Raw genomic sequence first — 24,566 nt, forward strand, 5'->3', positions numbered from 1 at the left:
GACAGCCGTCGCAAGGGATGGAAAATCACGCCTTCCCCGGCGTGCGGGAAAGGCGTGAAAAGCGTGTGCCGGGCCGCGCAGGCCCGGCAGGCATTACAGAACTTCGAACAGGCCGGCAGCACCCTGGCCGCCGCCGATGCACATCGTCACGACGACGTACTTGACGCCGCGGCGCTTGCCTTCGATCAGCCCGTGGCCGACCAGACGCGCGCCGGACACGCCATACGGGTGGCCCACGGCGATCGCGCCGCCGTTGACGTTCAGGCGATCCATCGGGATGCCCAGCTTGTCGGCGCAGTACAGCACCTGCACGGCGAACGCTTCGTTCAGCTCCCACAGGCCGATGTCCTCGACCTTGAGGCCGGTCTTCTTGAGCAGCTTTGGCACCGCGAACACCGGGCCGATGCCCATTTCATCGGGCTCGCAACCGGCCACGGCAAAGCCGCGGAACACGCCCAGCGGCTGCAGGCCCTTGGCGGCCGCCACGCGTGCGTTCATCACCACCGCGGCCGACGCGCCATCCGAAAACTGCGAGGCGTTGCCGGCCGTGATCACGCCGCCCGGCATTGCGGTGCGGATCTTCGAGACGCCTTCCAGCGTGGTGTCGGCGCGGATGCCTTCGTCGGCGTCAATGGTGACTTCGCGCGTCATCAGTTGGCCGGTCGCCTTGTCGGCTACGCCGGCCAGCACCGTGATCGGCACGATCTCGTCCTTGAACTTGCCGGCTTCCTGGGCAGCGGCGGCGCGCAACTGGCTCTGCACGCCGTACTCGTCCTGGCGCTCCTTCGGGATGTTGTAGCGCTTGGCGACGTTCTCGGCGGTCTGCAGCATGCTCCAGTAGATTTCCGGCTTATTCTTGTTCAGCCAGCTTTCCTGGATCATGTGGCGGTTCATCTCCTGCTGCACGCACGAGATCGATTCCACGCCGCCGGCCACGAAGATGTCGCCTTCGTCGGCAATCACGCGTTGCGCGGCCATGGCGATGGTCTGCAGGCCGGACGAGCAGAAGCGGTTCACGGTGGCGCCGGGCACGGTCACCGGGCAGCCGGCGCGCAGGGCGATCTGGCGCGCGATGTTGGCGCCGGTGGCGCCTTCAGGGTTGGCACAGCCCATCAGCACGTCTTCCACTTCGCCCGCTTCGATCTTGGCGCGCGCAATCGCGTGCTGCACGGCATGGCCGCCCAGCGTGGCGCCGTGGGTCATGTTGAAGGCGCCCTTCCAGCTCTTGGCCAGCCCGGTGCGGGCCGTGGATACGATGACTGCTTCGTTCATGTGTTGCTCCTCGGTATCTTGGTGTCTCTGCTAACTGCGAGAAATATTCGGTGGATGCGGTATCGGCCGTGCGTTTCAGGATTCGGGCAGCCAGGGATCGTGCTGACGGGCGGCAGCGGACAGCAGCGCTTCAGATGTCGTGCGTTCGACACCGGCATCGGCGAGCGCTCGCCATGCCCGGTCGAGCGATCCATCCAGATCGATCGCCCGGCACGCGTCCTCCACCACCACCGCATCGAAGCCCGCGGCGCGCGCATCGAGCGCGCTCCAGGCCACGCAGAAATCCGTTGCCAGTCCGACGCACACCACCCGGCGCACGCCGTGTTCGCGCAGGTATCCCGCCAATCCGGTGCGGGTGGTCCTGTCCGCTTCCACGAACGCGCTATAGCTGTCGACGCCGGCATGATGACCCTTGCGGATCAACAGCCGGGCGTGCGGCACATGCAGGTCCGCATGCAACGCCGCGCCGTGCGTGTCCTGTACGCAATGCTCGGGCCACAGCACCTGCTCGCCGTACGGCAGCATGATGGTCTGGAACGGCGTTGCGCCGGCGTGGCTGGCGGCAAACGACGCATGCCCCGCCGGATGCCAGTCCTGCGTCATCACCACATGCTCGAACGCGCTTGCCAGCCGGTTCACAACGCTCACCACCTCATCGCCACACGGCACGGCAAGCGCGCCGCCCGGCATGAAGTCGTTCTGAACATCGATCACCAGCAGGCAATCCTGCGCGCCGTAGGCCATGGTCCTGATCCCTATTTCCTATTCCCTGTTCCCTATGCCTTCCGATTCACGTCGTCGGTATCAGCCGTTGAAGCCCTTGCCTTCGTCCGCCAGCTTCTGCAGCAGCGGGGCAACCTGCCAGGCTTCGCCGTGATAACCCTTGGCGTAGCGCTTCATCGACTGGGCCACGTTGAACAGGCCGACCTGATCCGCGTAAAGCATCGGGCCGCCGCGGAACAGCGGGAAACCGTAGCCGGTCAGGTAAACCATGTCGATGTCCGAAGCCTTCGACGCGATGCCTTCTTCCAGAATCTTGGCGCCTTCATTGACCAGCGCGAACACCAGGCGCTCGACGATTTCCTCGTCGGAAATCTTGCGGCGCGTGATACCGAGTTCCTTGGAATGCTCGACGATCATGTCGTTGACCTGCTGGTTCGGGTACGGCTTGCGGTCGCCCGCCTTGTAGTCGTACCAGCCGGCGCCGGTCTTCTGGCCGAAGCGGCCGAGTTCGCAAAGCTTGTCGGCGGTCTTCGAATACTGGATGTCCGGCTTGTCCACGGCGCGGCGCTTGCGGATGGCCCAGCCGATGTCGTTGCCGGCCAGATCGCCCATGCGGAACGGGCCCATCGCAAAGCCGAACTTCTCGATCGCCTTGTCGACCTGTTCAGGCAGCGCGCCCTCGTCCAGCAGATACCCGGCCTGACGGCTGTACTGCTCGATCATGCGGTTGCCGATAAAGCCGTCGCAAACGCCCGACACCACGGCCGTCTTCTTGATCTTCTTGCCGAGTTGCATGACGGTGGCCAGCACGTCCTTGGCGGTCTTCTCGCCGCGCACCACTTCCAGCAGCTTCATTACGTTGGCAGGGCTGAAGAAGTGCATGCCCACCACATCCTGCGGGCGGCGCGTGAACGAGGCAATCTTGTTCACGTCCAGCGTGGACGTGTTGGAGGCCAGGATCGCACCGTCCTTCATCACTTCGTCCAGCTTCTTGAACACCGTTTCCTTGACGCCCATTTCCTCGAACACGGCCTCGATGACGAGGTCGGCGTCCTTGATATCGTCATAGGACAGCGTGGTGGTCAGCAGGCCCATGCGCTGCTCGACCTTTTCCTGCGTCAGCTTGCCCTTCTTGGCGCTGTTCTCGTAGTTCTTGCGGATGATGCCCACGCCGCGGTCGAGCGCTTCCTGCTTGGTTTCCAGCATCGTCACCGGGATGCCGGCGTTCAGGAAGTTCATGGTGATGCCGCCGCCCATGGTGCCGGCGCCGATCACGGCCACCTTCTCGATCTTGCGCACCGGCGTGCCTTCGGGCACATCGGGAATCTTGCTGGCGGCGCGCTCACCGAAGAACGCATGGCGCAGCGCGCGCGATTCCGGCGTTCCGACCAGGTACATGAAGCCTTCGCGTTCTTCCTTCAGGCCGGCCTCGAACGGCTTGAGCGAGGCCGCCACGGCGTCCACGCACTTGGCCGGCGCCGGGAAATTCTTGGCCACGGCGGCCACGGTATTGCGCGCAAAGGCCAGGAAGCCTTCCGGGTTCTCGTGGCGCACCTTCAGGTCGCGCACCTTCGGATGCGGGCCAGGCGCAGCCGCCACGCTCTGCGCAAACTTGACTGCGGCGGGCAGCACGTCGCCGTCGACCACTTCGTCGAACAGCTTCGAGCCGGCAAACTTTTCCGACGGAATCGCGGTGCCGGACACGATCATGTTGAGCGCGTGCTCCAGCCCGATCAGACGCGGCAGGCGCTGCGTGCCGCCGGCGCCCGGCAGCAGGCCGAGCTTGACCTCGGGCAGTGCGATCTGCGCGCCCTTGGCGGCCACGCGATAGTTGCAGCCCAGCGCCAGTTCCAGTCCGCCGCCCATGGCCACCGAGTGGATCGCCGCCACGACCGGCTTGGTCGAGGCTTCCAGCGAGCGGATCACCGAATGCAGCGTCGGCTCCTGCGTCGCCTTCGGCGTGTTGAATTCGCGGATGTCGGCGCCGCCCGAAAAAGCCTTGCCGGCGCCGGTGATGACCACTGCCTTGACGGCCGCATCATCCAGCGCACGGGTCAAGCCTTCGACGATGCCCAGGCGGGTACTGTGACCGAGGCCGTTGACGGGGGGATTGTCGAGCGTGATAACGGCTACGCCGTCCTGAACCTGATACTGCGCTGTCATAACGCGTTCCTTTGATGAAGTTTTTGTCTCGGGATTCGAATTCTCGAATGTAGGTACCGCCAGGATGCGGGTGGGTTCTGTTTGTGCCCCGCAATCCCTTGCCGCACAAGCCCTCCGGCTTGAAAGCGGGTCAAGCATACACAAAATAGCACGGTCGTTCAATTTCATTTTTCGGCCATGGAAATCGCGTCATGCGTGCTCTTCATGACGAGCTTTTCCGGCGTTCATGTTGATCCCGCACGCGCCGCGAAACCCTAAGGGGGAACCCCTACACCAGCGGTGCTGATGTGCTTGCAGAATGCTGCACGCCGCACATTCGCCCGGCCATCGCGACGCCAGAACGATTTTTTTGACGCCGGCCTCCAATCCACTAAAAAAGACACGGTAGACTCGCGCCTTTTCGTTTTTCGGCAGGCCGTCGCGCCCTTCCGGCCCACAAGGCACATTCGCGCGAGCCAACCACGCCGACGATCCAGCGACCCTGATGCCATCCCACCCACATCCCCATCAGCACCCCGTCGTCGAGCACGACGATCTGCACCGAAAACTCAAGGCCAGGCACCTGACGATGATTGCCCTGGGCGGCGCCATCGGCACCGGCCTGTTCGTGGCGTCCGGCGCGTCGATCGCGCAGTCGGGGCCCGGCGGCGCGTTGCTGGCGTACTGTCTGATCGGCCTGATGGTGTATTGCCTGATGACCAGTCTGGGAGAACTGGCGGTGCATATGCCCGTGGCGGGTTCGTTCGTGACCTACAGCGCGCTGTATGTCGATGAAGGTTTCGGCTTTGCCTTGGGCTGGAACTACTGGTTCAGCCTTGCCGTGACGATCGCGGTGGAGCTGACCGCCGCGCAACTGGTCATGCAGTACTGGTTCCCCGACGTGGCGGGCGTGTACTGGAGCGCAGCGTTCCTCTTCCTGATGTTCGTGCTCAACGCATTTTCGGTGCGTGGCTTTGGCGAAGCCGAGTACTGGTTCGCGCTGATCAAGGTGATTACGGTCATCGTGTTCCTCGGCGTTGGCACACTGATGATCTTTGGCGTGCTCAAGGGCGGCCCGCAGTCGGGCTGGCACAACTTCAGCGTCGGCGAGGCGCCCTTCGTCGGCGGGCTTCCCGGGATGTTCGCCGTGGCGATGATCGCGGGCTTCTCCTTTCAGGGCACCGAGACCGTTGGCGTGGCCGCTGGCGAGGCCGACGATCCGTCCCGGACGATTCCGCGCGCCATCCGGCAAACGTTCTGGCGCATTCTGATGTTCTACGTGGTGGCGATTCTGATCATCGGTGTGCTGATTCCCTACACCGACCCCAGCCTGCTGCGCAACGACGTGACCGATGTCGGCGTCAGCCCGTTCGCACTGGTGTTCCGGCACGCCGGCCTTGCCTTCGCGGCGGGCCTGATGAATGCCGTGGTGTTGACCGCGTTGTTGTCGGCCGGCACATCGAGCATGTATGTGTCCACGCGCATCCTGTACGGCCTGGCCGTCAGCGGTCGCGCGCCACGCGCATTCGGCAAGCTCACGCGCAGCGGCGTACCGTTCAACGCGCTGCTGCTCACCACAGCCATCGGCGCCTTGTGCTTTTTCAGTTCGCTGTTCGGCGACAAGGCGGTGTATCTGTGGCTGCTCAACACCTCGGCGATGACGGGATTCTTCGCGTGGTTCGGCATCGCCATCAGTCACTATCGGTTCCGCAAGGGACTGATCGCGCAAGGCTACAAGGTCACCGACCTGCCTTATCGGTCGCCGCTGTATCCTTTCGGCCCGATCTTTGCGGGGGTGCTTTGCCTGGTGATCGTGGCCGGACAGAACTATCAGGCCTTCAGCGATATACCGGGCCGCTGGCAGGAAATCCTGGCCACCTATATCGGCGTACCGGTGTTCCTGGCCTTGTGGCTCGGTTATCGACTGGCGAAGCGCACGCGCCTGATCGATTACGAGGACATGCCGTTCGATCTCGTGAAAAGGGACTGAGCCGGTCTGAAGGCCAGCGGAAGCCACGATCCAGATTGAGGACGAGGCGTCCAGGGAACAGGCGCCGCACGGGCGCCTTTTTTCATGCGCGCGGCTTGCAGCCCGGTATCAGACTTCGAGCCATTCCTTGCGGATTTGCGTGTTGGCTTTGAGTTCGGCCGGCGATCCTTCGAACACGATGTGCCCGTGGCCCATCACGTAGACACGCTGCGAGATGTCGAGTGCAATCGCCAGCTTCTGTTCGATCAGCAGCACCGACACGCCCCGCTCCTTGAGGGTCTTCAGGAATTCCCCCACCAGCGTCACGATCATTGGCGCCAGGCCCTCGGTCGGCTCGTCGATCAGGATCAGATCGGGATCGCCCATCAGCGTGCGGCACAGCGTCAGCATCTGCTGCTCGCCACCGGACAGAACGCCCGCGGCAGTGTGCTCGCGCTCCTTCAGCCGCGGAAACATGCGGTACATGTCGTCCACGCTCCAGCGCGGCTTGGCCTGCCGTGGATTGCGCTTTTCGCCGAGCAGCAGGTTCTGGCGCACGGTCAGCGTGGGGAAAATGTCGCGGTTCTCCGGGACGTAGCCGATGCCGGCATGGGCGATCTCGAAGGTGCGGCGGCCGAGGATTTCTTCGCCGCGCAGGCGTACCGACCCTTCGGCCTTCACCATCCCCAGGATGGCCTTGGCCATGGTCGAGCGGCCGACGCCATTGCGTCCCAGCAGCGCCACGATCTCGCCCGTGTCGACGTGCGCATCGACGCCGTGCAGGATGTGGCTCTTGCCGTAGTAGGCATGCAGCCCGGAAACTTCCAGCATGGGCTGGCTCATGCGTGCGCTCCTTCGACGGCCGGCTCGTCCAGCGTAGTGCCGAGATAAGCTTCCTTGACGCTGCGGTTGTTGCGGATCGCCTGCGGCGTATCGGTGGCGATGACCTCGCCGTAGACCAGCACGGAGATGCGGTCCGCCAGGCCGAACACCACGCTCATGTCATGCTCCACCATCACCAGCGTCTTGCCGACCGTCACCTTGCGGATCAGTTCGACAGCGTGATCCGATTCCGACCGGCTCATGCCCGCCGTGGGTTCGTCGAGCAGGATCACTTCTGCGCCGCCGGCGATGGTGATGCCGATTTCCAGCGCGCGTTGTTCCGCGTAGGTCAGCAGCCCGGCCTGCGTTTGGCGTCGATGCTGCATGCCGATCAGTTCCAGCACCTCCTCGGCGCGCTCGCGCGCATCGCGCAGCGCCGCCAGGCGATGCCAGAACGAATACTTGTAGCCCAGCGACCATAGCACCGCGCAGCGCAGGTTTTCGAACACGCTCAGGCGATGAAAGATGTTCGTGATCTGGAAGCTGCGCGACAGCCCCATGCGGTTGATCTCGAACGGGCGCATGCCGGCAATGCTTTGCCCGTTAAGCTTGACCGTGCCCGAAGTCGGCGCGAAGCGGCCCGAGATCAGGTTGAACGTGGTCGATTTTCCCGCGCCGTTCGGCCCGATCAGCGCGTGCCGCTCGCCCTTGCCAATCGACAGCGTGACGCCACGGATGATTTCGGTCTGCCCGAAGCGCTTGCGAACGTCGTTCAATTCCAGTGCGGCCGTCATGCCACGCCTCCCGTTTCCGCCTGGATGGCGTCCAGTTGCGCACGCACCTTCGCGCCGGTCCATCGCCATGCTGCATAACCGATGCCCCACAACGCCGCGGCCACGATCCATGGGGCCAGCGTGGCGGCGTCGAATCCAATGCCCAGCAGCGTCATGGCGGTCCCGTTGGCGCTATCGACTTGCACCTTGTAGATCATTTCGACGGTCAGGATCGTGGCGGCCAGCAGCACCAGCCCCGCGGCGCCGGCCTGCGCATAGGACGGCAGCATGCGGCCCAGTTTTTTCCTGGCCAGCAGCGGCACCTGCATCAACAGCAGGCTGGCGATACCGCCGGGCACGAACATCACCATCATCACGAAGAACAGGCCCAGGTACAGCAGCCACGCCTTGGTCAGATCCGACAGCGCCACCGCGAACAGCGTGAAGACGATCGCGCCGATCACCGGGCCGAAAAACACGCCCGCGCCGCCGATAAAGGCCGCCAGCAGCACGCCGCCCGAACGCACCGCGCTGACATTTTCTGCCGAGACGATCTCGAAGTTGATCGCGGAAAGCGCACCTGCGATGCCGGCGAAGAATGCCGACAGGATCAGCACCAGGTATCGCACGCGCTGGGTGTTGTAGCCGATGAATTCGACGCGCTCGGGATTGTCGCGCACGGCATTGGCAATGCGGCCGAGCGGCGTCTGCGTCCAGGCATACATCGCCACCATCGACAGGAAGCACCAGATCGCGATCAGGTAGTACACCTGGCGCCCCGGGCCGAACGTGATGCCCAGGAACGGATCGCCAACCACGCGGTTGGTGGAAATGCCGCCTTCGCCGCCGAAGAAATCCGGGAACATCAGCGAACTGGCGAAGACCATCTCGCCGATCCCCATGGTGATCATCGCGAAGGTGGTGCCGGACTTCTTGGTGGTGACGTAACCGAACACCACGCCGAAGAACGCGCCCGCCAGCCCGCCCACCAGCGGCAGCATCGACACGGGCAGCCAGACCTTGCCGGCGCCCACCATGTTCAGCACGTGCACTGCGATGAACGCGCCGAGGCCCGAATACACGGCGTGCCCGAAGGACAGCATGCCGGTCTGCCCGAGCAGCATGTTGTACGACAGCGCGAAAATGATCATGATGCCCATCTGCGACATCAGCGTCACGGCGAAACCGCCCGTGAAGATTAGCGGCATCACCAGCATCACCAGGGCCGTGGCGCTCCAGATGATCCAGCGCGCCAGATTCATCGGCTGGTAGCGCATGGTGCGTCCCGTCACCACCGGTTGCGGGCTTTGTTGCATCGTCGTCGACTCCATCGCCTAGCTCTCCCGGGTGCCCATGAGCCCGCGTGGGCGGAAAATCAGCATCACCACCATCAGCAGATAGGGCAGCACCGGTGCCACCTGGGCCACGGTAAGGTTCCACAGCGAGCTGAATGGCGTGGCGGCCGTGACCGTCATGCCGAGTGCGCCGAACAGGCCGGCCAGCGATGCGTCAACGGTGATCGCGAACGTCTGCAGCACGCCGATCAGGATCGACGCGATGAACGCCCCGACCAGTGAACCCATGCCGCCGACCACGGCGACCACGAAGACGATCGATCCCACCGCGGCCGCCATCGACGGCTCGGTGACGAACGCATTGCCGCCGATCACGCCGGCCAGCCCGGCAAGCGCCGCACCGCCGCCAAACACCATCATGAATACGCGCGGCACGTTGTGGCCCAGCGCCTCGACCATTTCGGGATGGGTCAGCGCGGCCTGGATGACCAGCCCGATGCGGGTGCGCGTCAGCACCAGATAGATCGCCAACAGCATGCCCAGCGACACCAGCATCATGAAGGCGCGGTACTTCGGGAACGACGAAGTGAACACGGTGAAGAGCGGGCCGTCGAGTTCGGCAGGGATCCGATACGGCACGGCGGCCAGCCCCCACACCAGCTTGACGCCCTCCTCGATCAGATACGCGAGCCCAAACGTAAACAGCAGCTCGGCCACGTGGCCGTACTTGTGCACCGTGCGCAGCCCGAAGCGTTCCACCAGCGCGCCTGCCCCGGCCACCAGCAGCGGCGCCAGGATCAGTGCGGGCCAGAAGCCGACCTTGCCGGCCAGCGTATAGGCGAAGTAGGCGCCCAGCATGTAGAAGCTGGCGTGCGCGAAGTTGAGCACGCCCATCATGCTGAAGATCAGCGTAAGTCCCGACGACAGCATGAACAGCAGCAAGCCGTAGCTGATGCCGTTCAGTAGCGATATGACAAAGAATTCCACGGCAAGTCCTCAGGGCCTTATTCAGGCGCCGGCGTCTGACCCGGCAAAAGCCATATTGTCAGGGGTTCCGGCGCAAGGCGGAACCCCGTACCGCATGTGGCCGGGCCGTCAGTTCGGCCGCTTCATCTGGCAGGACGTCGGCTGCGCCGCGACGAACTGGTCGAGCGCGGCGTCGGTCTTCCAGCCATAACCAGTGTTTTCCTGGTCAAACTTGATGTCCTTGCCGTTGACCTTGGTCCACGTCGCAACGACCAGCGGCTGCTGCGCCTGGTGGTCGGTGTTACGCATCTCCACGGTGCCGTTCATGCTCTCCACCTTCATGCCTTCCAGCGCCTTGGCCACCTTGACCGGATCGGTCGAGCCGGTCTCCTTCATGGCCTTGGCCAGCATGGCGATGCCCGTGTAAGAGGCCATCACGTAGAAGTCGTCGTTGTACTTCTTCTTGAAGCCCTCGACGATGTCGCCGCCGCGGAACGTCGGATTGTTCGGGTTGTAATAGCCGACGTACTTGACGTGTTCGGCGCCCGACGCGCCCATCGCCGTCGGTACGCCGGTGGTGGCCGCGTAGTAGGTGTAGTAGTTGACCGGCAGGCCCGCATCCTTGCCGGCCTTGATCAGCAGCGCGAGGTCGCTGCCCCAGTTGCCGGTGATCACCGTGTCGGCGCCCGATGCCTTGATCTTGGCCGCGTACGGCGCGAAGTCCTTCACCTGCGCCAGCGGATGCAGGTCGTCGCCGACGATCTGGATGTCGGGACGCTTGCGCTTCAGGTAATCCTTCGCCGCGCGCGCCACCTGGTGGCCGAACGAATAGTTCTGGTTGATCAGGTAGACCTTCTTGACCGCCGGATCCTTGGCCAGGAACGTGGTCAGGGCCTCCATCTTCATATCCGAATTGGCGTCGAGACGGAAATGCCAGTAATTGCACTTGCTGTTGGTCATGTCCGGGTCCACCGCCGCGTAGTTCAGGTAGACGATTTCCTTGCCCGGATTGCGCTCGTTGTGCTTGGCCACCGCGTCTTCAAGTGCCAACCCCACCGACGATCCGTTGCCCTGGACGATATAGCGGATGTTCTGGTCGACCGCCTGCTTCAGGATCGTCAGGCTTTCCTGCGGGCTGAGCTTGTTGTCGAAGCCCACCACCTCGAACTTGTGCGCGCCGGCCCAGTTCTTCTGATTGGCGACATCGGCCACGTATTGCCAGCTCTTGAGCTGGTTCTGCCCGACCGGGGCCATCAATCCCGACAGCGGATCGATGAAGGCGATCTTCACCGTATCGGCCGCCGCCACTCCCGAAACCAGCGCGGAACTCAGAGCAACTACTGCTGCCACACCGTTTACCAGCGGACGCAACTTCGTCATACCTGTCTCCTTCACGTTATTGTGGTTGGCCGATAGCAGCCGCCAACGCCCTCCTCGCGCGGGCGGCCGCATATCCGGTCATTTCTTCAGGATCGAACCACCGCGACAGCCCGGCGCCGCTGCGACGCAGGCCGGTGCGGCTTCAGGCGGGCAGCCTGTAGTCCTTGAACTGTTCGCGCAGCTTCAGCTTCTGCATCTTGCCGGTTGCGGTCAGCGGAATCTCGGTCACGAACGCCACGTCGTCCGGAATCCACCACTTGGCCACCTTGCCCTCGAAGAAAGCCAGCAGTTCCTCGCGCGTGACATCCATGTTGGCGCGCTTGACCACCACCAGCAGCGGGCGCTCGTCCCATTTGGGGTGATAGGCGGAAATGCACGCGGCCATGTGCACCGCCGGATGCGCGGCGGCCACGTTCTCGACGTCGATCGACGAAATCCACTCGCCCCCCGACTTGATCACGTCCTTGCTGCGGTCCGTGATCTGCATGTAGCCTTCCTCGTCGATCGTGGCCACGTCCCCGGTCGGGAACCAGCCATCGACCAGCGGATTGTTGTCGTTGCGATAGTAGTGGTCGATGACCCACGGGCCGCGCACCAGCAAATCGCCGAACGCCTTGCCGTCCCAGGGCAATTCGTTGCCCTCGCCGTCGACGATCTTCATGTCGACGCCGTAAATCACGCGGCCCTGTTTTTCCAGGATCTTGTGGCGGGCATCCTCTGGCAGGTCCTTGTGTCGCGCCAGCAGCTTGCACGATGTGCCCAGCGGCGACATCTCGGTCATGCCCCAGGCGTGGATCACTTCCACGTCCAGCGCCTCGAGTGCGCGGATCATCGCCGGCGGCGCGGCGGAGCCGCCGATCACGGTGCGGCGGAAAGTCGAGAACTTGAGCTTGTTCGACTGCACATACTGCAGCAGGCCAAGCCACACCGTCGGCACGCCGGCGGAGAACGTTACGCCTTCCTGCTCGAACAATTCGTAAAGCGATGCGCCGTCGAGCCGGGCGCCCGGGAACACCAGCTTCGCGCCGACCAGCGGCACCGAGTACGGCAGACCCCATGCGTTGACATGGAACATCGGCACCACCGGCAGGATCACGTCCTTGGCCGAGCAGCCCAGTGCATCGGGCAGCGCCGACGCATAGGAATGCAGCACCGTCGAGCGGTGCGAATACAGCGCGCCCTTCGGATTGCCCGTGGTACCCGACGTATAGCAAAGGCTGGACGCCTGGTTCTCGTCGAGATCGGGCCACGTGTAGTCGCCGTCCTGCGCGTCGATCAGATCCTCGTAGCAGAGCAGCGGAACCTTTGGATCGACCGGCATGTGCGCGCGGTCGCTCATCATCACCCAGCCCTTCACGTTCGGGCAATGCGGCGCCACGCCTTCCACCAGCGGCAGGAACGTGGCATCGAAGAACACGTACTGGTCGTCGGCGTGATTGACGATGTAGGCGATCTGCTCGGGAAACAGCCGCGGATTGACGGTATGGCAGACCGCGCCCATGCCGGACACGCCGTAGTAGATCTCGAGGTGACGGTAGCCATTCCACGCCAGCGTGCCCACCCGGTCGCCCTGCTGCACGCCCAGCGCCCCCAGCGCCTGCGCCAGCTTGCGCGCGCGCAGCTCGCAGTCCCGATAGGTATAGCGATGCAGATCACCTTCGGTTCGCCGCGAGACGATTTCCGTGCTGCCGTAGTAGCGTGCAGCGTGCTTGATGATGGAGGAAATGAGCAGCGGCGCGCTCATCATTTGACCCATCAATGCCATGAAGCGGTCTCCCGTCTGATTGTCTCGATCAAGAAAAAGCGAACAACCGTGCTTATTTTCGGCCGATCGCCCTCATACCCTGCAGCACTCAAAAAACTCTGAACTTGTCGATGATGATGTTGGTGGACTGACGCGCAGCGGACCTCTCTCGGGAACCGTACGCGCGCCCTGCCATGCATGGGATTGATGTCCACCATATGCGTCGCTTTTTGATTGGTCTGCGAGCAGCGGACAACCCTTGGCCGACAGGGGAAAACCGGTGCAAGTACAATACTGCGAGCCCCGATGCGTCTCAATATGTCGTTTTCCCCTAGCGCCGTGCACTGCACGCCCGCGCGCGCAAATGGGACAAGCCCACGGACGCATCTTTTCGATCGCGAATACGCAGCCGCAACACAGGCCACGACACAGGCAGCCGCCCCCAATGCCCACCGAATCCGACACCGCACCGCCGCGCGCGGCCGCTCCCGTAGCCTTTCCCGTGCCGTTCAACACGACGCCCGGCATTGCCTCGCTTGGCGAGCGTTTCTTTACGCGCCTCGCGCCCACGCCGCTGCCGTCCCCGTACCTCGTCAGCGTGGCGCCCGCCGCCGCGGCGCTGCTGGGCTGGGATGAGCCGGGCCTGCAGGCCGCTTCCAGGGACCCGGCCTTCCTCGACACGTTCGTCGGCAACCTCGTACCCGATTGGGCCGACCCGCTGGCCACGGTCTATTCCGGGCACCAGTTTGGCGTCTGGGCCGGCCAGCTTGGCGATGGACGCGCGATTCGCCTCGCCCAGGCGGCCATGCCCGACGGCCCGTGGGAAATCCAGCTCAAGGGCGCGGGACTGACACCCTATTCGCGCATGGCCGATGGCCGTGCCGTGCTGCGCTCGTCGATCCGCGAATACCTGTGCTCCGAAGCGATGCATGCGCTGGGCGTGCCGACCACGCGCGCGTTGTCGATCGTCGGCTCCGATGCGCCGGTGCGGCGCGAAACCATCGAGACGTCCGCGGTGGTCACGCGGCTGGCGCCCAGCTTCCTGCGCTTCGGCCATTTCGAGCATTTCGCGGCGCGCGAGGATCATGCCTCGCTCCGGCAGCTCGCCGATTTCGTGATCGACAACTTCTATCCCGCATGCCGCGATGCGGCCAATCCATACCAGGCGCTGTTGCGCGAGGTTTCGCTGCTGACGGCGGACATGGTGGCGCACTGGCAGGCGGTGGGTTTTTGCCATGGCGTCATGAACACCGACAACATGTCGATCCTTGGCCTCACGATCGACTACGGCCCGTTCGGTTTCCTGGACGCCTTCGACGCCAATCACATCTGCAACCATTCCGACCAGCAGGGCCGCTACGCGTATAGCCAGCAGCCGCAAATCGCGTTCTGGAACCTGCATTGCCTGGCGCAGGCGCTGCTGCCGCTGTGGCGCGATGCGTCGGCGGCCGACGCCGAGGCCGCCAAGAACGACGCGGTGGAGGCCGCGCGCGAAGCGCTCGATCCGTTCCGCGATCGCTACGCAGAGGCGTTTTTCCGCCACTATCGCGCCAAGCTTGGCCTGCGCGCCGCGCACGAACAGGACGAGGCGCTGATGACGGACCTGTTCCGCGTGCTGCACGCCAATCGCGTCGATTACACGTTGTTCTGGCGCGGCCTGGCGCAGGTGGATTCGCGCGATGGCGCGCACGATGCGCCGGTGCGGGACCTGTTCCTCGATCGTGCCGCCTGGGATGCGTGGGCCGCCCAATATCGCGCCCGGCTGCAGGCCGAACAATCGGACGACGCTGCGCGCAGGGTTGCAATGCTGCAAGTCAACCCGAAATACGTGCTCCGCAATCATTTGGCGGAAACCGCGATCCGCGCGGCGCGCGACAAGGATTTTTCTGAGGTGGACCGTCTGCTCGCCGTGCTGTCCAGGCCGTTCGACGAGCAACCGGAAGCCGAGCACTATGCAGCCTTGCCGCCAGACTGGGCATCGGGGCTGGAAGTCAGCTGCTCGTCGTAGCAGCACCCCAAACCGCCTTGCACCCTCGACCACGAAACAGGAAGCGAGATGACCACCACCAAGACCGACGCCGAATGGCGTGAGCAGTTGTCCGATATCGAATACCGTGTGACGCGCGAAGCGGCCACCGAACGCCCCTTCACTGGCCGCTATTGGGACCACTGGGACCAGGGCATCTACCATTGCGTGGGCTGCGGCACGCCGCTGTTCGAATCGGCCACCAAGTTCGACGCCGGATGCGGCTGGCCGAGCTACTTCCGGCCCATCAACGGCGAGGTAATTTCCGAACATGTCGACCATACGCACGGCATGACGCGCGTGGAAGTGCGCTGCAAGGAATGCGGCAGCCACCTGGGACATGTGTTCGAGGACGGCCCCGCGCCAACCGGTTTGCGCTATTGCATCAACTCGGCTGCGCTAAAATTCGACGATCGCGATCCGGCCGACCGCGGGTGAAGCCACCCGCACCCGGGACGCCTCGTCCGATCCGCCACGCGGATCGCCAGCAAGCCCGGCCGTCGGCCGGTCTTGCCTATCAGCCCTGGCCCGCATGAAATTTCTCTTCGACCTCTTCCCGGTCATCCTGTTTTTCGTCGCTTTCAAGCTGTTCGGCATCTATCCGGCAACCGCCGTCGCCATCGGCGCCACGGTGCTGCAAATCGCCTGGGTGCGCTTCCGGCACGGCAAGGTCGAGCCGATGCAATGGGTCAGCCTGGCCATCATTGGCGTGTTCGGCGGCGCGACGATCGTGCTGCACAACGACACCTTCATCAAATGGAAGCCGACCGTGCTGTACTGGCTGTTCGCGGTCACGCTGATCGGCTCGGTGATCGGCTGGCGCAAGAATCTGATCCGCGCCATGATGGAAAAGCAGGTAACGCTGCCCGATCCGATGTGGGGCCGGCTCAACACGGCCTGGGCCGTGTTCTTCGCCGCCATGGGCGCGCTGAACCTGTATGTCGCCTATCAGTTTTCCACCGACACGTGGGTCAACTTCAAGCTGTTCGGCAGCATGGGCCTGATGCTGGTGTTCATTGTGGCGCAAAGCATCTGGCTGTCGCGCCATATCCAGGAAACCCCTTCCCAGAACGGCCGTCCGGACTGACCGGCTGGCTTTCCGCCCTCACCCCATTTGCAAGGAATCCGGATGGCAGCCGATCCCGCCACCATCGAGGCGCTGCTTCGCGCAGCGCTGGCCCCTACCCACCTGAACGTGCACGACGACAGCGCGGCCCATGCCGGGCACGCCGGGGCGGCGTCGGGCGGGGGACATTACAACGTCCTGATCGTCAGCGAGCGGTTCGCCGGGCATTCGCGCGTGACGCGCCATCGTATGGTGTATGATGCGCTGCGCGAACTGTTCCCCTCGCAAATCCATGCGCTGGCCGTCAGCGCATACACCGACCAAGAATATCAATCCCGCGAAGCATCACGCGACGCTACTCGCAACTCTCAGATCTGACTCCATGAAGACCACCGTCCTCTCGTTCAGCCTGGCGGCTGTGCTCGCTGCTGGCAGCCTGCCCGCAATCGCCCAGAACGCCGCCGTTGTGAATGGCAAGCCCATCCCGTCGGCCAAGGTGGACAAGCTGATTGCCGGAACCGGCCAGCCCTCCTCGCCGGAACTGCGCGACCGTGCCCGCACCATGCTGATCGACCGGGAACTGCTGCTGCAGGAAGCCAACAAGCGTGGCATCACGCAGCGTCCCGATATTCAGGAGCAACTGGAACAGGCACGCCTGAATGTGCTGGCCGGCGCGGTATTCGAGGACTACGTCCGCACCCAGGGCGCCAACGACGACGAACTGCGCAAGCAATACGACAAGATCAAGTCGCAGTTCGGCAACGGCAAGGAATACCATGCCCGCCACATCCTCGTGGAGAAGGAAGCCGACGCCAAGGCGCTGATCGCCAAGATCAAGGCCGGCGCCAAGTTCGAGGACGTCGCCAAGGCTTCGTCGAAGGACACCGGATCGGCGGCCAATGGCGGCGATCTGGACTGGGCCAACAGCAGCAGCTACGTGCCCGAATTCTCGGCCGCGATGACCGGCCTGAAGAAGGGCCAGATGACCGATACGCCGGTCAAGACGCAGTTTGGCTGGCACATCATCGAGCTGGTGGACACGCGCGACGCGAAGATCCCGTCGTTCGAGGAAGTGAAGCCGCAGCTGCAGCAGATGTTGATGGGCGACCAGGCCTGGCAGCGCGAGCAATTCCAGGCGATGATGAAGTCGATCAAGGACAAGGCAAAAATCCAGTAAGCGGTGTTGCACTGGACATGAAAACCGGCGCCACTGCGCCGGTTTTTTTATGCCCATTTGCCATCGTGCGGGCTTCGGCACACATCGACACTATTGCCTTGTTTTCTCGGCGCGTGGCTCTCGGTAATATCGAAGCCATCGTCCGGGGCCGCCGCGCCATCGGCTGTCCGATCGGCAAAACGAGGAAATTTGAGTCATGGGCGTTACGAGCGGCTACTGGCAGATGTGGCACCTCTACTCCAGTGGCATCGTCTACTGCGCATTGGGGATGCCCCACATCGAATGCACCGGCTCGCGCTGGCGCCAGCTTCACCCCCACCTGCCCGCGCGCGACCGGTACGCGCAGTCCAAGTTGCTGCAAGCCACCATTGCCTTCATGGAAGTGCGCGGCGAGGTACCCGTGCCGCCGGGCTCGGACCGCCTGCGGCTGCTGTACTCGCGCTACCTGCCATGGAGCGCGCGCCAGCATGCCGAGCCGATCCGGCCCGTGGTGCAGCCGAACCCCGCCGCTTGAGATAACCGCGCCGACGGCGCTACCCGTGGGCACAAGCCGCGCAAGCCGCACGCCCACCTCCGCATCCGGACGAAAAAATGCCCGCCATTGCAGCGGGCATTTTTTCATCTCGGCCTGGGCCTGTCAGCCGACCCACTTGCGCGCGTTGCGGAACATGCGCATCCACGGGCTGCCGCCATCGGGAATGTCCTTCCACGCATCGGGCGCCCAGCTCATCGTGGCGGTTCGGAACACGCGTTCCGGGTGCGGCATCAGCGCGGTGAAGCGCCCATCGACGGTGGTCACCGACGTAATGCCCTGCGGCGATCCATTCGGGTTGAGCGGATACGTCTGCGTCACCACGCCGCGGTTGTCGACGAACCGAAGCGCCACGTCGACCTTGCCGATATCGCCCTGCTGCGAGAAATCGGCAAACCCCTCGCCGTGCGCGACGGCGATCGGGATGCGGCTGCCTTCCATGCCGGCAAAGAAAATCGACGGCGACTGCTGCACTTCCACCGTCACGAAGCGCGCTTCGTACTGTTCCGACTGGTTGCGCGTGAACTTCGGCCATGCGCCGGCGCCCGGAATGATCGGGGCCAGGTTGCTCAGCATCTGGCAGCCATTGCACACGCCCAGCGCGAAGGTGTCCTGACGGTTGAAGAACGCGGCGAACTGCTCGGCCATCTGGCCATTGAACAGGATCGTCTTGGCCCAGCCCTCGCCCGCGCCCAGCACGTCGCCGTAGCTGAAACCGCCGCAGGCTACAAAGCCCTTGAAATCGGTCAGGTTGGCGCGGCCGGCGATCAGGTCGCTCATATGCACGTCGACCGTATCGAAGCCGGCCAGATCCATGCTGTAGGCCATTTCGATCTGCGAATTGACGCCCTGCTCGCGCAGGATGGCAACGCGCGGACGGCTGCCGCTGGCGATAAACGGCGCGGCGATGTCCTGCGCCGGATCGAACGTCAGCACCGGGCTGATGCCGGGATCGGCGGCGTCGAGCAAGAGGTTGTACTCGCTGTCCGCGCAGTCCGGATTGTCACGCAGGCGCGCGATACGCCAGCTCACTTCGCTCCAGGTGCGCTGCAGGTCGGCCCGCGCGGCGCCGAACACCTTCTTGGCATCGCGATAGATCTCGATCTGGTCGTTGGCGTTGGGCTTGCCGATCACATGGCTGCAGGCCGAGAGCCCAGCCTCGCGCAGCACCGCGAACACCGCGTCGCGCTCCTCGGCGCGCACCTGGATCACGGCACCCAGTTCTTCCGAGAACAGCGCGCGCAGCGTGCGGTCGTTGCGCAGTTCGGCAACCTGTTGCGCCCAGTTCTTGGCGTCGCCGTAGTCCTGTTCCTGGTTCGGATCCAGCGTCAGCATGTCGACGTTCAGCGACACGCCGGTATGGCCGGCAAACGCCATTTCGGCCACCGCTGCCATCAGGCCGCCATCCGAGCGGTCGTGGTAGGCCAGCAGCTTGCCTGCGCGGTTCAAGCGCTGGATGACGTTGAAGAAATTCTTCAGGTCTTCCGGATTGTCGACGTCCGGCGCGCGATCGCCCACCTGCTGCGACACCTGCGCAAGGATGCTGCCGCCCATGCGGTTCTTGGCGCGGCCCAGATCGATGGCGATCAGCACGCTGTCGCCCAGGTCGGTGCGCAATTGCGGCGTCAGGGTCTTGTTGACGTCATCGACGGCAGCGAAAGCCGAAATGATCAGCGACACCGGCGCGACCACTTCCTTGTCGCCATCGGCATCGCTCCATTTGGTGCGCATCGACAGCGAATCCTTGCCCACCGGGATGCTGATGCCAAGCGCGGGGCACAGTTCCATGCCGACCGCGTGAACCGTGTCGTACAGTTTCGCGTCTTCGCCGGCCACGCCGCAGGCCGCCATCCAGTTGGCCGACAGCTTGACCTTGTCGAGGCTCTTTACCGGCGCGGCGGCCAGGTTCGTCAGCGCCTCGCCAACGGCCATGCGTCCCGAAGCCGGCGCGTCGATCACGGCCAGCGGGGTGCGCTCGCCCATCGTCATTGCCTCGCCGGTGCGGCCCTTGTAGTCGAGCGTGGTCACCGCCACGTCGGCCACCGGCACCTGCCACGGGCCGACCATCTGGTCGCGCGCATTCATGCCGCCCACGGTCCGGTCGCCAATCGTGATCAGGAACGACTTGCTGGCCACGGTCGGATGACGCAGCACATCGCGCACCGCCTGTTCCAGCGAGATGCCGGTGACATCGACCGGCGGCAGTTCCTGCGCCACGCGCTGCACGTCACGGTGCATGCGCGGCGGCTTGCCCAGCAGCACGTCCATCGGCATGTCTACCGGATAGTGCTCCTTGAGCGCGGCGTCCACGCTGGCGTCCACCAGCTGCAACTGCTTTTCTTCCGTGGCGATGCCGACTACGGCGAACGGCGAGCGCTCGCGTTCGCACATGGCCTGGAAGCGCGGCAGGTCGTTCGGGGCGATCGCCAGCACGTAGCGCTCTTGCGACTCGTTGCACCAGATTTCCGCCGGCGACAGGCCGGATTCTTCCAGATGCACCTGGCGCAGGTCGAAGCGCGCGCCGCGGCCGGCGCCATCCACCAGTTCCGGGAAGGCGTTCGAAATACCGCCAGCGCCGACGTCGTGGATCGACAGGATCGGGTTGTCTTCGCCAAGCTGCCAGCAGGCGTTGATCACTTCCTGCGCACGGCGCTCCATTTCGGGGTTGCCGCGCTGCACGGAGTCGAAATCGAGATCGGCCGTGTTGGTGCCGGTCGCCATCGAGCTGGCGGCGCCGCCGCCCATGCCGATGCGCATGCCGGGTCCGCCCAGTTGGATCAGCAGCGTGCCCGGGGGCAGCGGGTTCTTGTGGGTGTGGTTCGCATCGATATTGCCGATGCCGCCGGCGATCATGATCGGCTTGTGATAGCCGCGCACGGTGCCGCCCACGTTCTGCTCGTAGACGCGGAAATAACCGCCCAGGTTGGCGCGGCCGAACTCGTTGTTGAACGCCGCGCCGCCGAGCGGCCCTTCGATCATGATCTGCAGCGGCGATGCGATGCGGTCCGGCTTGCCGGTCACGCGGGGCTTGTCGTCGGGATTGCGGTGCGCCACCGGCTGGGCCGCGTCGCGCGCGTTTTCCCACGCTTCGACCGCATCGGGCAGCATCAGGTTGGAAACCGTAAAGCCCGTCAGGCCAGCCTTGGGCTTCGCGCCGCGGCCGGTCGCGCCTTCGTCGCGGATTTCGCCGCCGGCGCCAGTCGATGCGCCCGGGAACGGCGAGATCGCGGTCGGGTGGTTATGGGTTTCCACCTTCATCAGCGTGTGGGTCAGCGCTTCATGGCGACCGTACTTCTGGTCCGCGCCGCGCGGGAACCAGCGCTCGGCGACATCGCCTTCCATCACGGCCGAATTGTCCGAATAGGCGACGATCGAGCCCTGCGGATTCAACTGGTGCGTATTGCGGATCATCGCAAACAGCGATTTGTCCTGCGCAACGCCGTCAATGGTCCACGTGGCATTGAAGATCTTGTGGCGGCAATGCTCGCTGTTGGCCTGCGCGAACATCATCAGCTCGACATCGGTGGGATTGCGGCCGAGCTTGCCGTAGTTCTCCAGCAGATAGTCGATTTCGTCCTCGGACAGCGCCAGACCCATCGCGGTGTTGGCCTCGACCAGCGCGCTGCGGCCAGCCGAAATGTCGACGAACTGCAGCGGCTTGGCAGGCAGCTCCTGGAACAGGCCGGCCGCCTCCTCGCGCGAGGCGACGACGGTTTCGGTCATGCGATCGAACAGGTGCGCGGCCACGGCGGCGCGCGTACCGGCGTCGAGCGACTTGCGGCCACGCAGCAGGCCCTTCTTGCAGATCACCGTAATCTCGATGCCGCGCTCGATGCGATGCACGTGCGTCAGGCCGCAGTTGTGGGCGATGTCGGTGGCCTTGCTGGCCCACGGCGAGATCGTGCCAAAACGCGGGATCACCACGAAGCGGTCGCCCTCGGTCTGGGCCGGGAACGGCGCGCCGTAGGTCAGCATGGCGCCGATGCGCGACTGATCTTCGGCGGAAAGCGGCGTGTCCGAATCGACAAAATGCACGAACTGGCCGTGCACGGATTCAATATCGGCGTCGATTTGTTGGAGAGCGGCAAGCAGGCGTTGCTGACGGAAGGCAGAAAGCGCCAAAGCGCCGGGGAAGCACGAGAAATGCGCCATGATCGGTACGGTCAGGAGGCGAAGGAGGGTCGGGGCAGGCGGCCGCCGACACTGCTGAATGGAATGCCGGCTGGCGGGAAGCCGCTATTGTACCTTGTTGCGGCCCGCTTTTTGCATTGCGCAATGAACCGGCGGAGATTGGCGAGGCGAAAACCGGCCGCCAACGCCCGCCGGTGGCGGATCCGGCGCCCGGCGCAGACCGCCGTGCGTGGCCGCAGACCGGCTTGCGGCGCCCTTCAGAGTGACGTTGCCGAGCGCGCGGCCTGCTCGTACAGGCCGGTCAGCACGCGCAGCAGGCGTGCCAGTTCGCCGATTTCGACGTTTTCTTCGCTGCCTTCGGTGAAATTGCTGGTCAGGCACTGCTCGCGGATCTCCCGGTATTTGGCGCACGCGGCGGCGCCGGCGACGGTGGTGGCGTAGGTGGCCTCCTTGCCGACGCGTTCGCCGGCCACCAGGTCCAGGCCGACGAGTTTCTTCAGCGAATACGTCACCAGATGGGTGTCCTCGACGTTGAGCACGAAGCAGATATCGGCCAGCCGCTTGGCGCGCCCGCGATGGTTCACATGGTGCAGCACCAGCACATCGAGGAAGGTCAGGTCGCGCACGCCGGCCGCGCCCATGCAGCGCACCACCCAGCGGCTGTAGGCGTTGTAGGCGGTATTCAGGCCGAATTCGAACTCGGACAATTCCGGACTGCGCACGGACACCAGATGCGAGGACGAGACGATGTTCACGCCTGGGGCGCGTGCCAGCGGCGCGGCCCGGCCGGCGCCGGCGTCGGATGCGGCGTCTGGCTGGCGGACCGGGGCGGGCTTGCGGGCCATGGAAAATCTCCGTAGCTGAGACGAGGGGGTGACGATAGGAATGGCGATAGGTGAAAGCCCGAAGCGGCTTCGGGCAATTTCAGCTTGACAGTTTATCGGCGAATTATGAGCATGAATACCTTATTTCACCGAGGCAATGCGTGAATGCGGTCCGGTTCCGCGACGCCCTTCAGATGGTTAATCGCGCATGCTGCCTCACGCTGAATCGCCGGAATCGCCCCAACCTCTCCAATCGCTGGAATCGCTGGAATCGCTTCACACCGCGCTGCGCGCCGGCGTGGTCGACCGTGCCGGGCTGATCGCGCACGCCGCGGCGCGCGCGCAAAGCGAAGCCGGACGCGCGGTCTACCTGCACCAGACGTTCGCGGCCGCCAGCCAGGTGGCGCGCGCAGCCGATGCCGCCGCGGCTGCCGGCAAGCCTTTGCATCCGCTGGCCGGGCTGCCGGTTTCGATCAAGGATCTGTACGACGTGGCCGGCGAAGTCACGCGTGCTGCGTCGGCCGCGCGCCATGACGCCGCACCGGCCGCCGCGGATGCCACCGTCGTGGCGCGGCTGCGCGCGGTCGGCGCCGCATTGGTCGGCCGCACCAACATGACCGAATTTGCCTTCTCGGGCGTCGGCATCAATCCCCATTTCGGTACACCGGTGAACCCGTGCGACGCAGCCGTTGCACGCATTCCGGGCGGATCGTCGTCCGGCGCGGCAGTGTCGGTCGCCATCGGTTCGGCCGTCGCCGCGCTGGGCAGCGATACGGGCGGGTCGATCCGCATTCCCGCTGCGCTGTGCGGCATCACGGGCTACAAGCCCACGGCGCGCCGCGTGCCGCTTACCGGCGCCTACCCGCTGTCGTACACGCTGGACACCGCTTGCGCGATGGCGCGCACGCTGGCCGATTGCATTGCCGTCGACAGCGTAATCGCCGACGATGCGGTGATCCCCGCCGTGACCGCGCCTGCCGCGATCCGGCTGGCGATTCCGCGCCAGCTTGTCCTCGACGACCTCGACGAGACGGTGTCGCGCGCGTTCGACCGGGCCATCGGTCGGCTGTCGGCGGCTGGCGTACGCATCGAGCACGTGGACATGCCGGAGCTGAACGAACTGGCCGCGCTCAATGCCGCGGGCGGTTTTTCCGCACCGGAAGCCTTCGCGCATCATCGCGCGCTGATTGCCACACATCGTGATCGCTATGACCCGCGCGTGCTGATGCGCATCGAGCGCGGCGCGCAGATGAGTGCGGCCGACTATATCGCCCTGCATCGCGCGCGGCTGGACTGGATTGCGCGCATGACCGCGCGACTGGCGCCGTTCGACGCGGTGGTGTGTCCCACGGTGCCGATGGTAGCGCCGCCGATCGCCCCGCTGGTGGCCGACGACGCGCTGTTCGTGCGCACCAACGGGCTGCTGCTGCGCAATACATCCGTGTTCAATTTTCTCGACGGCTGCTCGGTGTCGCTGCCGTGCCAGGCGAGCGACGAACTGCCGGTCGGGCTGATGCTCTCGCACGGGCCGATGCGCGACGCGCAACTGCTGGGCACGGCCCTTGCATTGGAATCGATCGTTCAACCGTCACCGCGCGGGGGCTGAGCCACCTCCTTGCCGTGACCGCAGTACCGCGCCATGTCGCATACATCCGCGACCTGCGCGGCGGCAGTTCCAGGTAGTGCCAACCCGCGCGTACGGCCAGGCGCCCCGCGCAAAACAC

General features: G+C 64.6%; 19 protein-coding genes. 8 read left to right on the forward strand and 11 right to left on the reverse strand.

Annotation, left to right across the window (positions count from 1 at the left end; translation table 11 throughout):
• Positions 1-93: 93 nt before the first annotated feature.
• The 3 genes from AC1RKI_RS15680 to AC1RKI_RS15690 all read right to left on the reverse strand — a co-directional run bounded on the left by AC1RKI_RS15680 (position 94) and on the right by AC1RKI_RS15690 (position 4,158).
• On the reverse strand, positions 94-1,272 hold the full coding sequence (locus AC1RKI_RS15680; protein ID WP_492796345.1) for an acetyl-CoA C-acyltransferase: 1,179 nt from the start codon (positions 1,270-1,272) through the stop codon (positions 94-96).
• 75 nt (positions 1,273-1,347) lie between these two features.
• The gene (gene pncA / locus AC1RKI_RS15685; RefSeq protein WP_492796343.1) at positions 1,348-2,016 is read right to left on the reverse strand and encodes a bifunctional nicotinamidase/pyrazinamidase; all 669 of its coding nucleotides are present in this window, start codon (positions 2,014-2,016) and stop codon (positions 1,348-1,350) included.
• 60 nt (positions 2,017-2,076) lie between these two features.
• Positions 2,077-4,158 (reverse strand): 3-hydroxyacyl-CoA dehydrogenase NAD-binding domain-containing protein, encoded by a 2,082-nt coding sequence (locus tag AC1RKI_RS15690; protein ID WP_492796341.1) that lies wholly within the window; start codon positions 4,156-4,158, stop codon positions 2,077-2,079.
• Positions 4,159-4,642: 484 nt separating this feature from the next.
• Here AC1RKI_RS15690 and AC1RKI_RS15695 point away from each other — a divergent pair, with 484 nt between their 5' ends.
• A complete protein-coding gene (locus tag AC1RKI_RS15695) occupies positions 4,643-6,127 on the forward strand; it encodes an amino acid permease (RefSeq protein WP_492796339.1) in 1,485 nt (494 codons plus the stop codon).
• Positions 6,128-6,235: 108 nt separating this feature from the next.
• On the opposite strand, the gene AC1RKI_RS15700 is transcribed toward AC1RKI_RS15695, so the two are convergent.
• The 6 genes from AC1RKI_RS15700 to AC1RKI_RS15725 all read right to left on the reverse strand — a co-directional run bounded on the left by AC1RKI_RS15700 (position 6,236) and on the right by AC1RKI_RS15725 (position 13,107).
• Complete coding sequence (locus tag AC1RKI_RS15700) at positions 6,236-6,949, reverse strand: ABC transporter ATP-binding protein (protein ID WP_061957763.1); 714 nt, start codon at positions 6,947-6,949, stop codon at positions 6,236-6,238.
• On the reverse strand, positions 6,946-7,722 hold the full coding sequence (locus tag AC1RKI_RS15705) for an ABC transporter ATP-binding protein (protein ID WP_061957764.1): 777 nt from the start codon (positions 7,720-7,722) through the stop codon (positions 6,946-6,948). Before AC1RKI_RS15705 ends, AC1RKI_RS15700 begins: the two co-directional genes overlap by 4 nt.
• Entirely contained in the window at positions 7,719-9,032 is a 1,314-nt protein-coding gene (locus AC1RKI_RS15710) for a branched-chain amino acid ABC transporter permease (protein ID WP_244787328.1), read from the reverse strand. Before AC1RKI_RS15710 ends, AC1RKI_RS15705 begins: the two co-directional genes overlap by 4 nt.
• A gap of 3 nt (positions 9,033-9,035) precedes the next feature.
• Positions 9,036-9,983 (reverse strand): branched-chain amino acid ABC transporter permease, encoded by a 948-nt coding sequence (locus AC1RKI_RS15715; RefSeq protein ID WP_061957766.1) that lies wholly within the window; start codon positions 9,981-9,983, stop codon positions 9,036-9,038.
• A gap of 108 nt (positions 9,984-10,091) precedes the next feature.
• A complete protein-coding gene (locus AC1RKI_RS15720; protein ID WP_492796336.1) occupies positions 10,092-11,342 on the reverse strand; it encodes a branched-chain amino acid ABC transporter substrate-binding protein in 1,251 nt (416 codons plus the stop codon).
• A 142-nt stretch (positions 11,343-11,484) separates the two neighbouring features.
• Positions 11,485-13,107, reverse strand: coding sequence for a 3-(methylthio)propionyl-CoA ligase (locus AC1RKI_RS15725; RefSeq protein ID WP_150979018.1), 1,623 nt, complete (start codon positions 13,105-13,107; stop codon positions 11,485-11,487).
• A 424-nt stretch (positions 13,108-13,531) separates the two neighbouring features.
• On the opposite strand from AC1RKI_RS15725, the gene AC1RKI_RS15730 reads away from it, so the two are divergent.
• The 6 genes from AC1RKI_RS15730 to AC1RKI_RS15755 all read left to right on the forward strand — a co-directional run bounded on the left by AC1RKI_RS15730 (position 13,532) and on the right by AC1RKI_RS15755 (position 17,869).
• The gene (locus tag AC1RKI_RS15730) at positions 13,532-15,094 is read left to right on the forward strand and encodes a protein adenylyltransferase SelO (protein WP_492796334.1); all 1,563 of its coding nucleotides are present in this window, start codon (positions 13,532-13,534) and stop codon (positions 15,092-15,094) included.
• Between the two features lie 48 nt (positions 15,095-15,142).
• Entirely contained in the window at positions 15,143-15,550 is a 408-nt protein-coding gene (msrB, locus tag AC1RKI_RS15735) for a peptide-methionine (R)-S-oxide reductase MsrB (protein ID WP_061957770.1), read from the forward strand.
• 94 nt (positions 15,551-15,644) lie between these two features.
• Complete coding sequence (locus AC1RKI_RS15740) at positions 15,645-16,199, forward strand: septation protein A (RefSeq protein ID WP_061957771.1); 555 nt, start codon at positions 15,645-15,647, stop codon at positions 16,197-16,199.
• Positions 16,200-16,241: 42 nt separating this feature from the next.
• Positions 16,242-16,556 (forward strand): BolA family protein, encoded by a 315-nt coding sequence (locus tag AC1RKI_RS15745; RefSeq protein WP_061957772.1) that lies wholly within the window; start codon positions 16,242-16,244, stop codon positions 16,554-16,556.
• Between the two features lie 4 nt (positions 16,557-16,560).
• Positions 16,561-17,355, forward strand: a complete 795-nt coding sequence (locus AC1RKI_RS15750; protein ID WP_492796331.1) for a peptidylprolyl isomerase — start codon at positions 16,561-16,563, stop codon at positions 17,353-17,355.
• A gap of 196 nt (positions 17,356-17,551) precedes the next feature.
• On the forward strand, positions 17,552-17,869 hold the full coding sequence (locus tag AC1RKI_RS15755; protein ID WP_061957774.1) for a hypothetical protein: 318 nt from the start codon (positions 17,552-17,554) through the stop codon (positions 17,867-17,869).
• 123 nt (positions 17,870-17,992) lie between these two features.
• Here AC1RKI_RS15755 and purL read toward each other — a convergent pair whose 3' ends face one another.
• Positions 17,993-22,039, reverse strand: coding sequence for a phosphoribosylformylglycinamidine synthase (gene purL / locus AC1RKI_RS15760; RefSeq protein WP_492796329.1), 4,047 nt, complete (start codon positions 22,037-22,039; stop codon positions 17,993-17,995).
• A gap of 236 nt (positions 22,040-22,275) precedes the next feature.
• On the reverse strand, positions 22,276-22,863 hold the full coding sequence (locus tag AC1RKI_RS15765) for a winged helix DNA-binding protein (protein WP_061957776.1): 588 nt from the start codon (positions 22,861-22,863) through the stop codon (positions 22,276-22,278).
• 187 nt (positions 22,864-23,050) lie between these two features.
• Between AC1RKI_RS15765 and AC1RKI_RS15770 the strand changes: the two genes are divergently transcribed.
• Positions 23,051-24,448, forward strand: a complete 1,398-nt coding sequence (locus AC1RKI_RS15770; RefSeq protein ID WP_492796327.1) for an amidase — start codon at positions 23,051-23,053, stop codon at positions 24,446-24,448.
• Positions 24,449-24,566: the final 118 nt, after the last annotated feature.

This window comes from Cupriavidus sp. GW822-FHT06G04, from assembly GCF_058799075.1.

Bases quoted from the DNA above. Each gene is read 5' to 3' on its own strand.
- AC1RKI_RS15680 (WP_492796345.1), bottom strand. From the start codon at position 1,272: ATGAACGAAGCAGTCATCGTATCCACGGCCCGCACCGGGCTGGCCAAG.
- pncA (WP_492796343.1), bottom strand. From the start codon at position 2,016: ATGGCCTACGGCGCGCAGGATTGCCTGCTGGTGATCGATGTTCAGAAC.
- AC1RKI_RS15690 (WP_492796341.1), bottom strand. From the start codon at position 4,158: ATGACAGCGCAGTATCAGGTTCAGGACGGCGTAGCCGTTATCACGCTC.
- AC1RKI_RS15695 (WP_492796339.1), top strand. From the start codon at position 4,643: ATGCCATCCCACCCACATCCCCATCAGCACCCCGTCGTCGAGCACGAC.
- AC1RKI_RS15700 (WP_061957763.1), bottom strand. From the start codon at position 6,949: ATGAGCCAGCCCATGCTGGAAGTTTCCGGGCTGCATGCCTACTACGGC.
- AC1RKI_RS15705 (WP_061957764.1), bottom strand. From the start codon at position 7,722: ATGACGGCCGCACTGGAATTGAACGACGTTCGCAAGCGCTTCGGGCAG.
- AC1RKI_RS15710 (WP_244787328.1), bottom strand. From the start codon at position 9,032: ATGGAGTCGACGACGATGCAACAAAGCCCGCAACCGGTGGTGACGGGA.
- AC1RKI_RS15720 (WP_492796336.1), bottom strand. From the start codon at position 11,342: ATGACGAAGTTGCGTCCGCTGGTAAACGGTGTGGCAGCAGTAGTTGCT.
- AC1RKI_RS15725 (WP_150979018.1), bottom strand. From the start codon at position 13,107: ATGGCATTGATGGGTCAAATGATGAGCGCGCCGCTGCTCATTTCCTCC.
- AC1RKI_RS15730 (WP_492796334.1), top strand. From the start codon at position 13,532: ATGCCCACCGAATCCGACACCGCACCGCCGCGCGCGGCCGCTCCCGTA.
- msrB (WP_061957770.1), top strand. From the start codon at position 15,143: ATGACCACCACCAAGACCGACGCCGAATGGCGTGAGCAGTTGTCCGAT.
- AC1RKI_RS15740 (WP_061957771.1), top strand. From the start codon at position 15,645: ATGAAATTTCTCTTCGACCTCTTCCCGGTCATCCTGTTTTTCGTCGCT.
- AC1RKI_RS15745 (WP_061957772.1), top strand. From the start codon at position 16,242: ATGGCAGCCGATCCCGCCACCATCGAGGCGCTGCTTCGCGCAGCGCTG.
- AC1RKI_RS15750 (WP_492796331.1), top strand. From the start codon at position 16,561: ATGAAGACCACCGTCCTCTCGTTCAGCCTGGCGGCTGTGCTCGCTGCT.
- AC1RKI_RS15755 (WP_061957774.1), top strand. From the start codon at position 17,552: ATGGGCGTTACGAGCGGCTACTGGCAGATGTGGCACCTCTACTCCAGT.
- purL (WP_492796329.1), bottom strand. From the start codon at position 22,039: ATGGCGCATTTCTCGTGCTTCCCCGGCGCTTTGGCGCTTTCTGCCTTC.
- AC1RKI_RS15765 (WP_061957776.1), bottom strand. From the start codon at position 22,863: ATGGCCCGCAAGCCCGCCCCGGTCCGCCAGCCAGACGCCGCATCCGAC.
- AC1RKI_RS15770 (WP_492796327.1), top strand. From the start codon at position 23,051: ATGCTGCCTCACGCTGAATCGCCGGAATCGCCCCAACCTCTCCAATCG.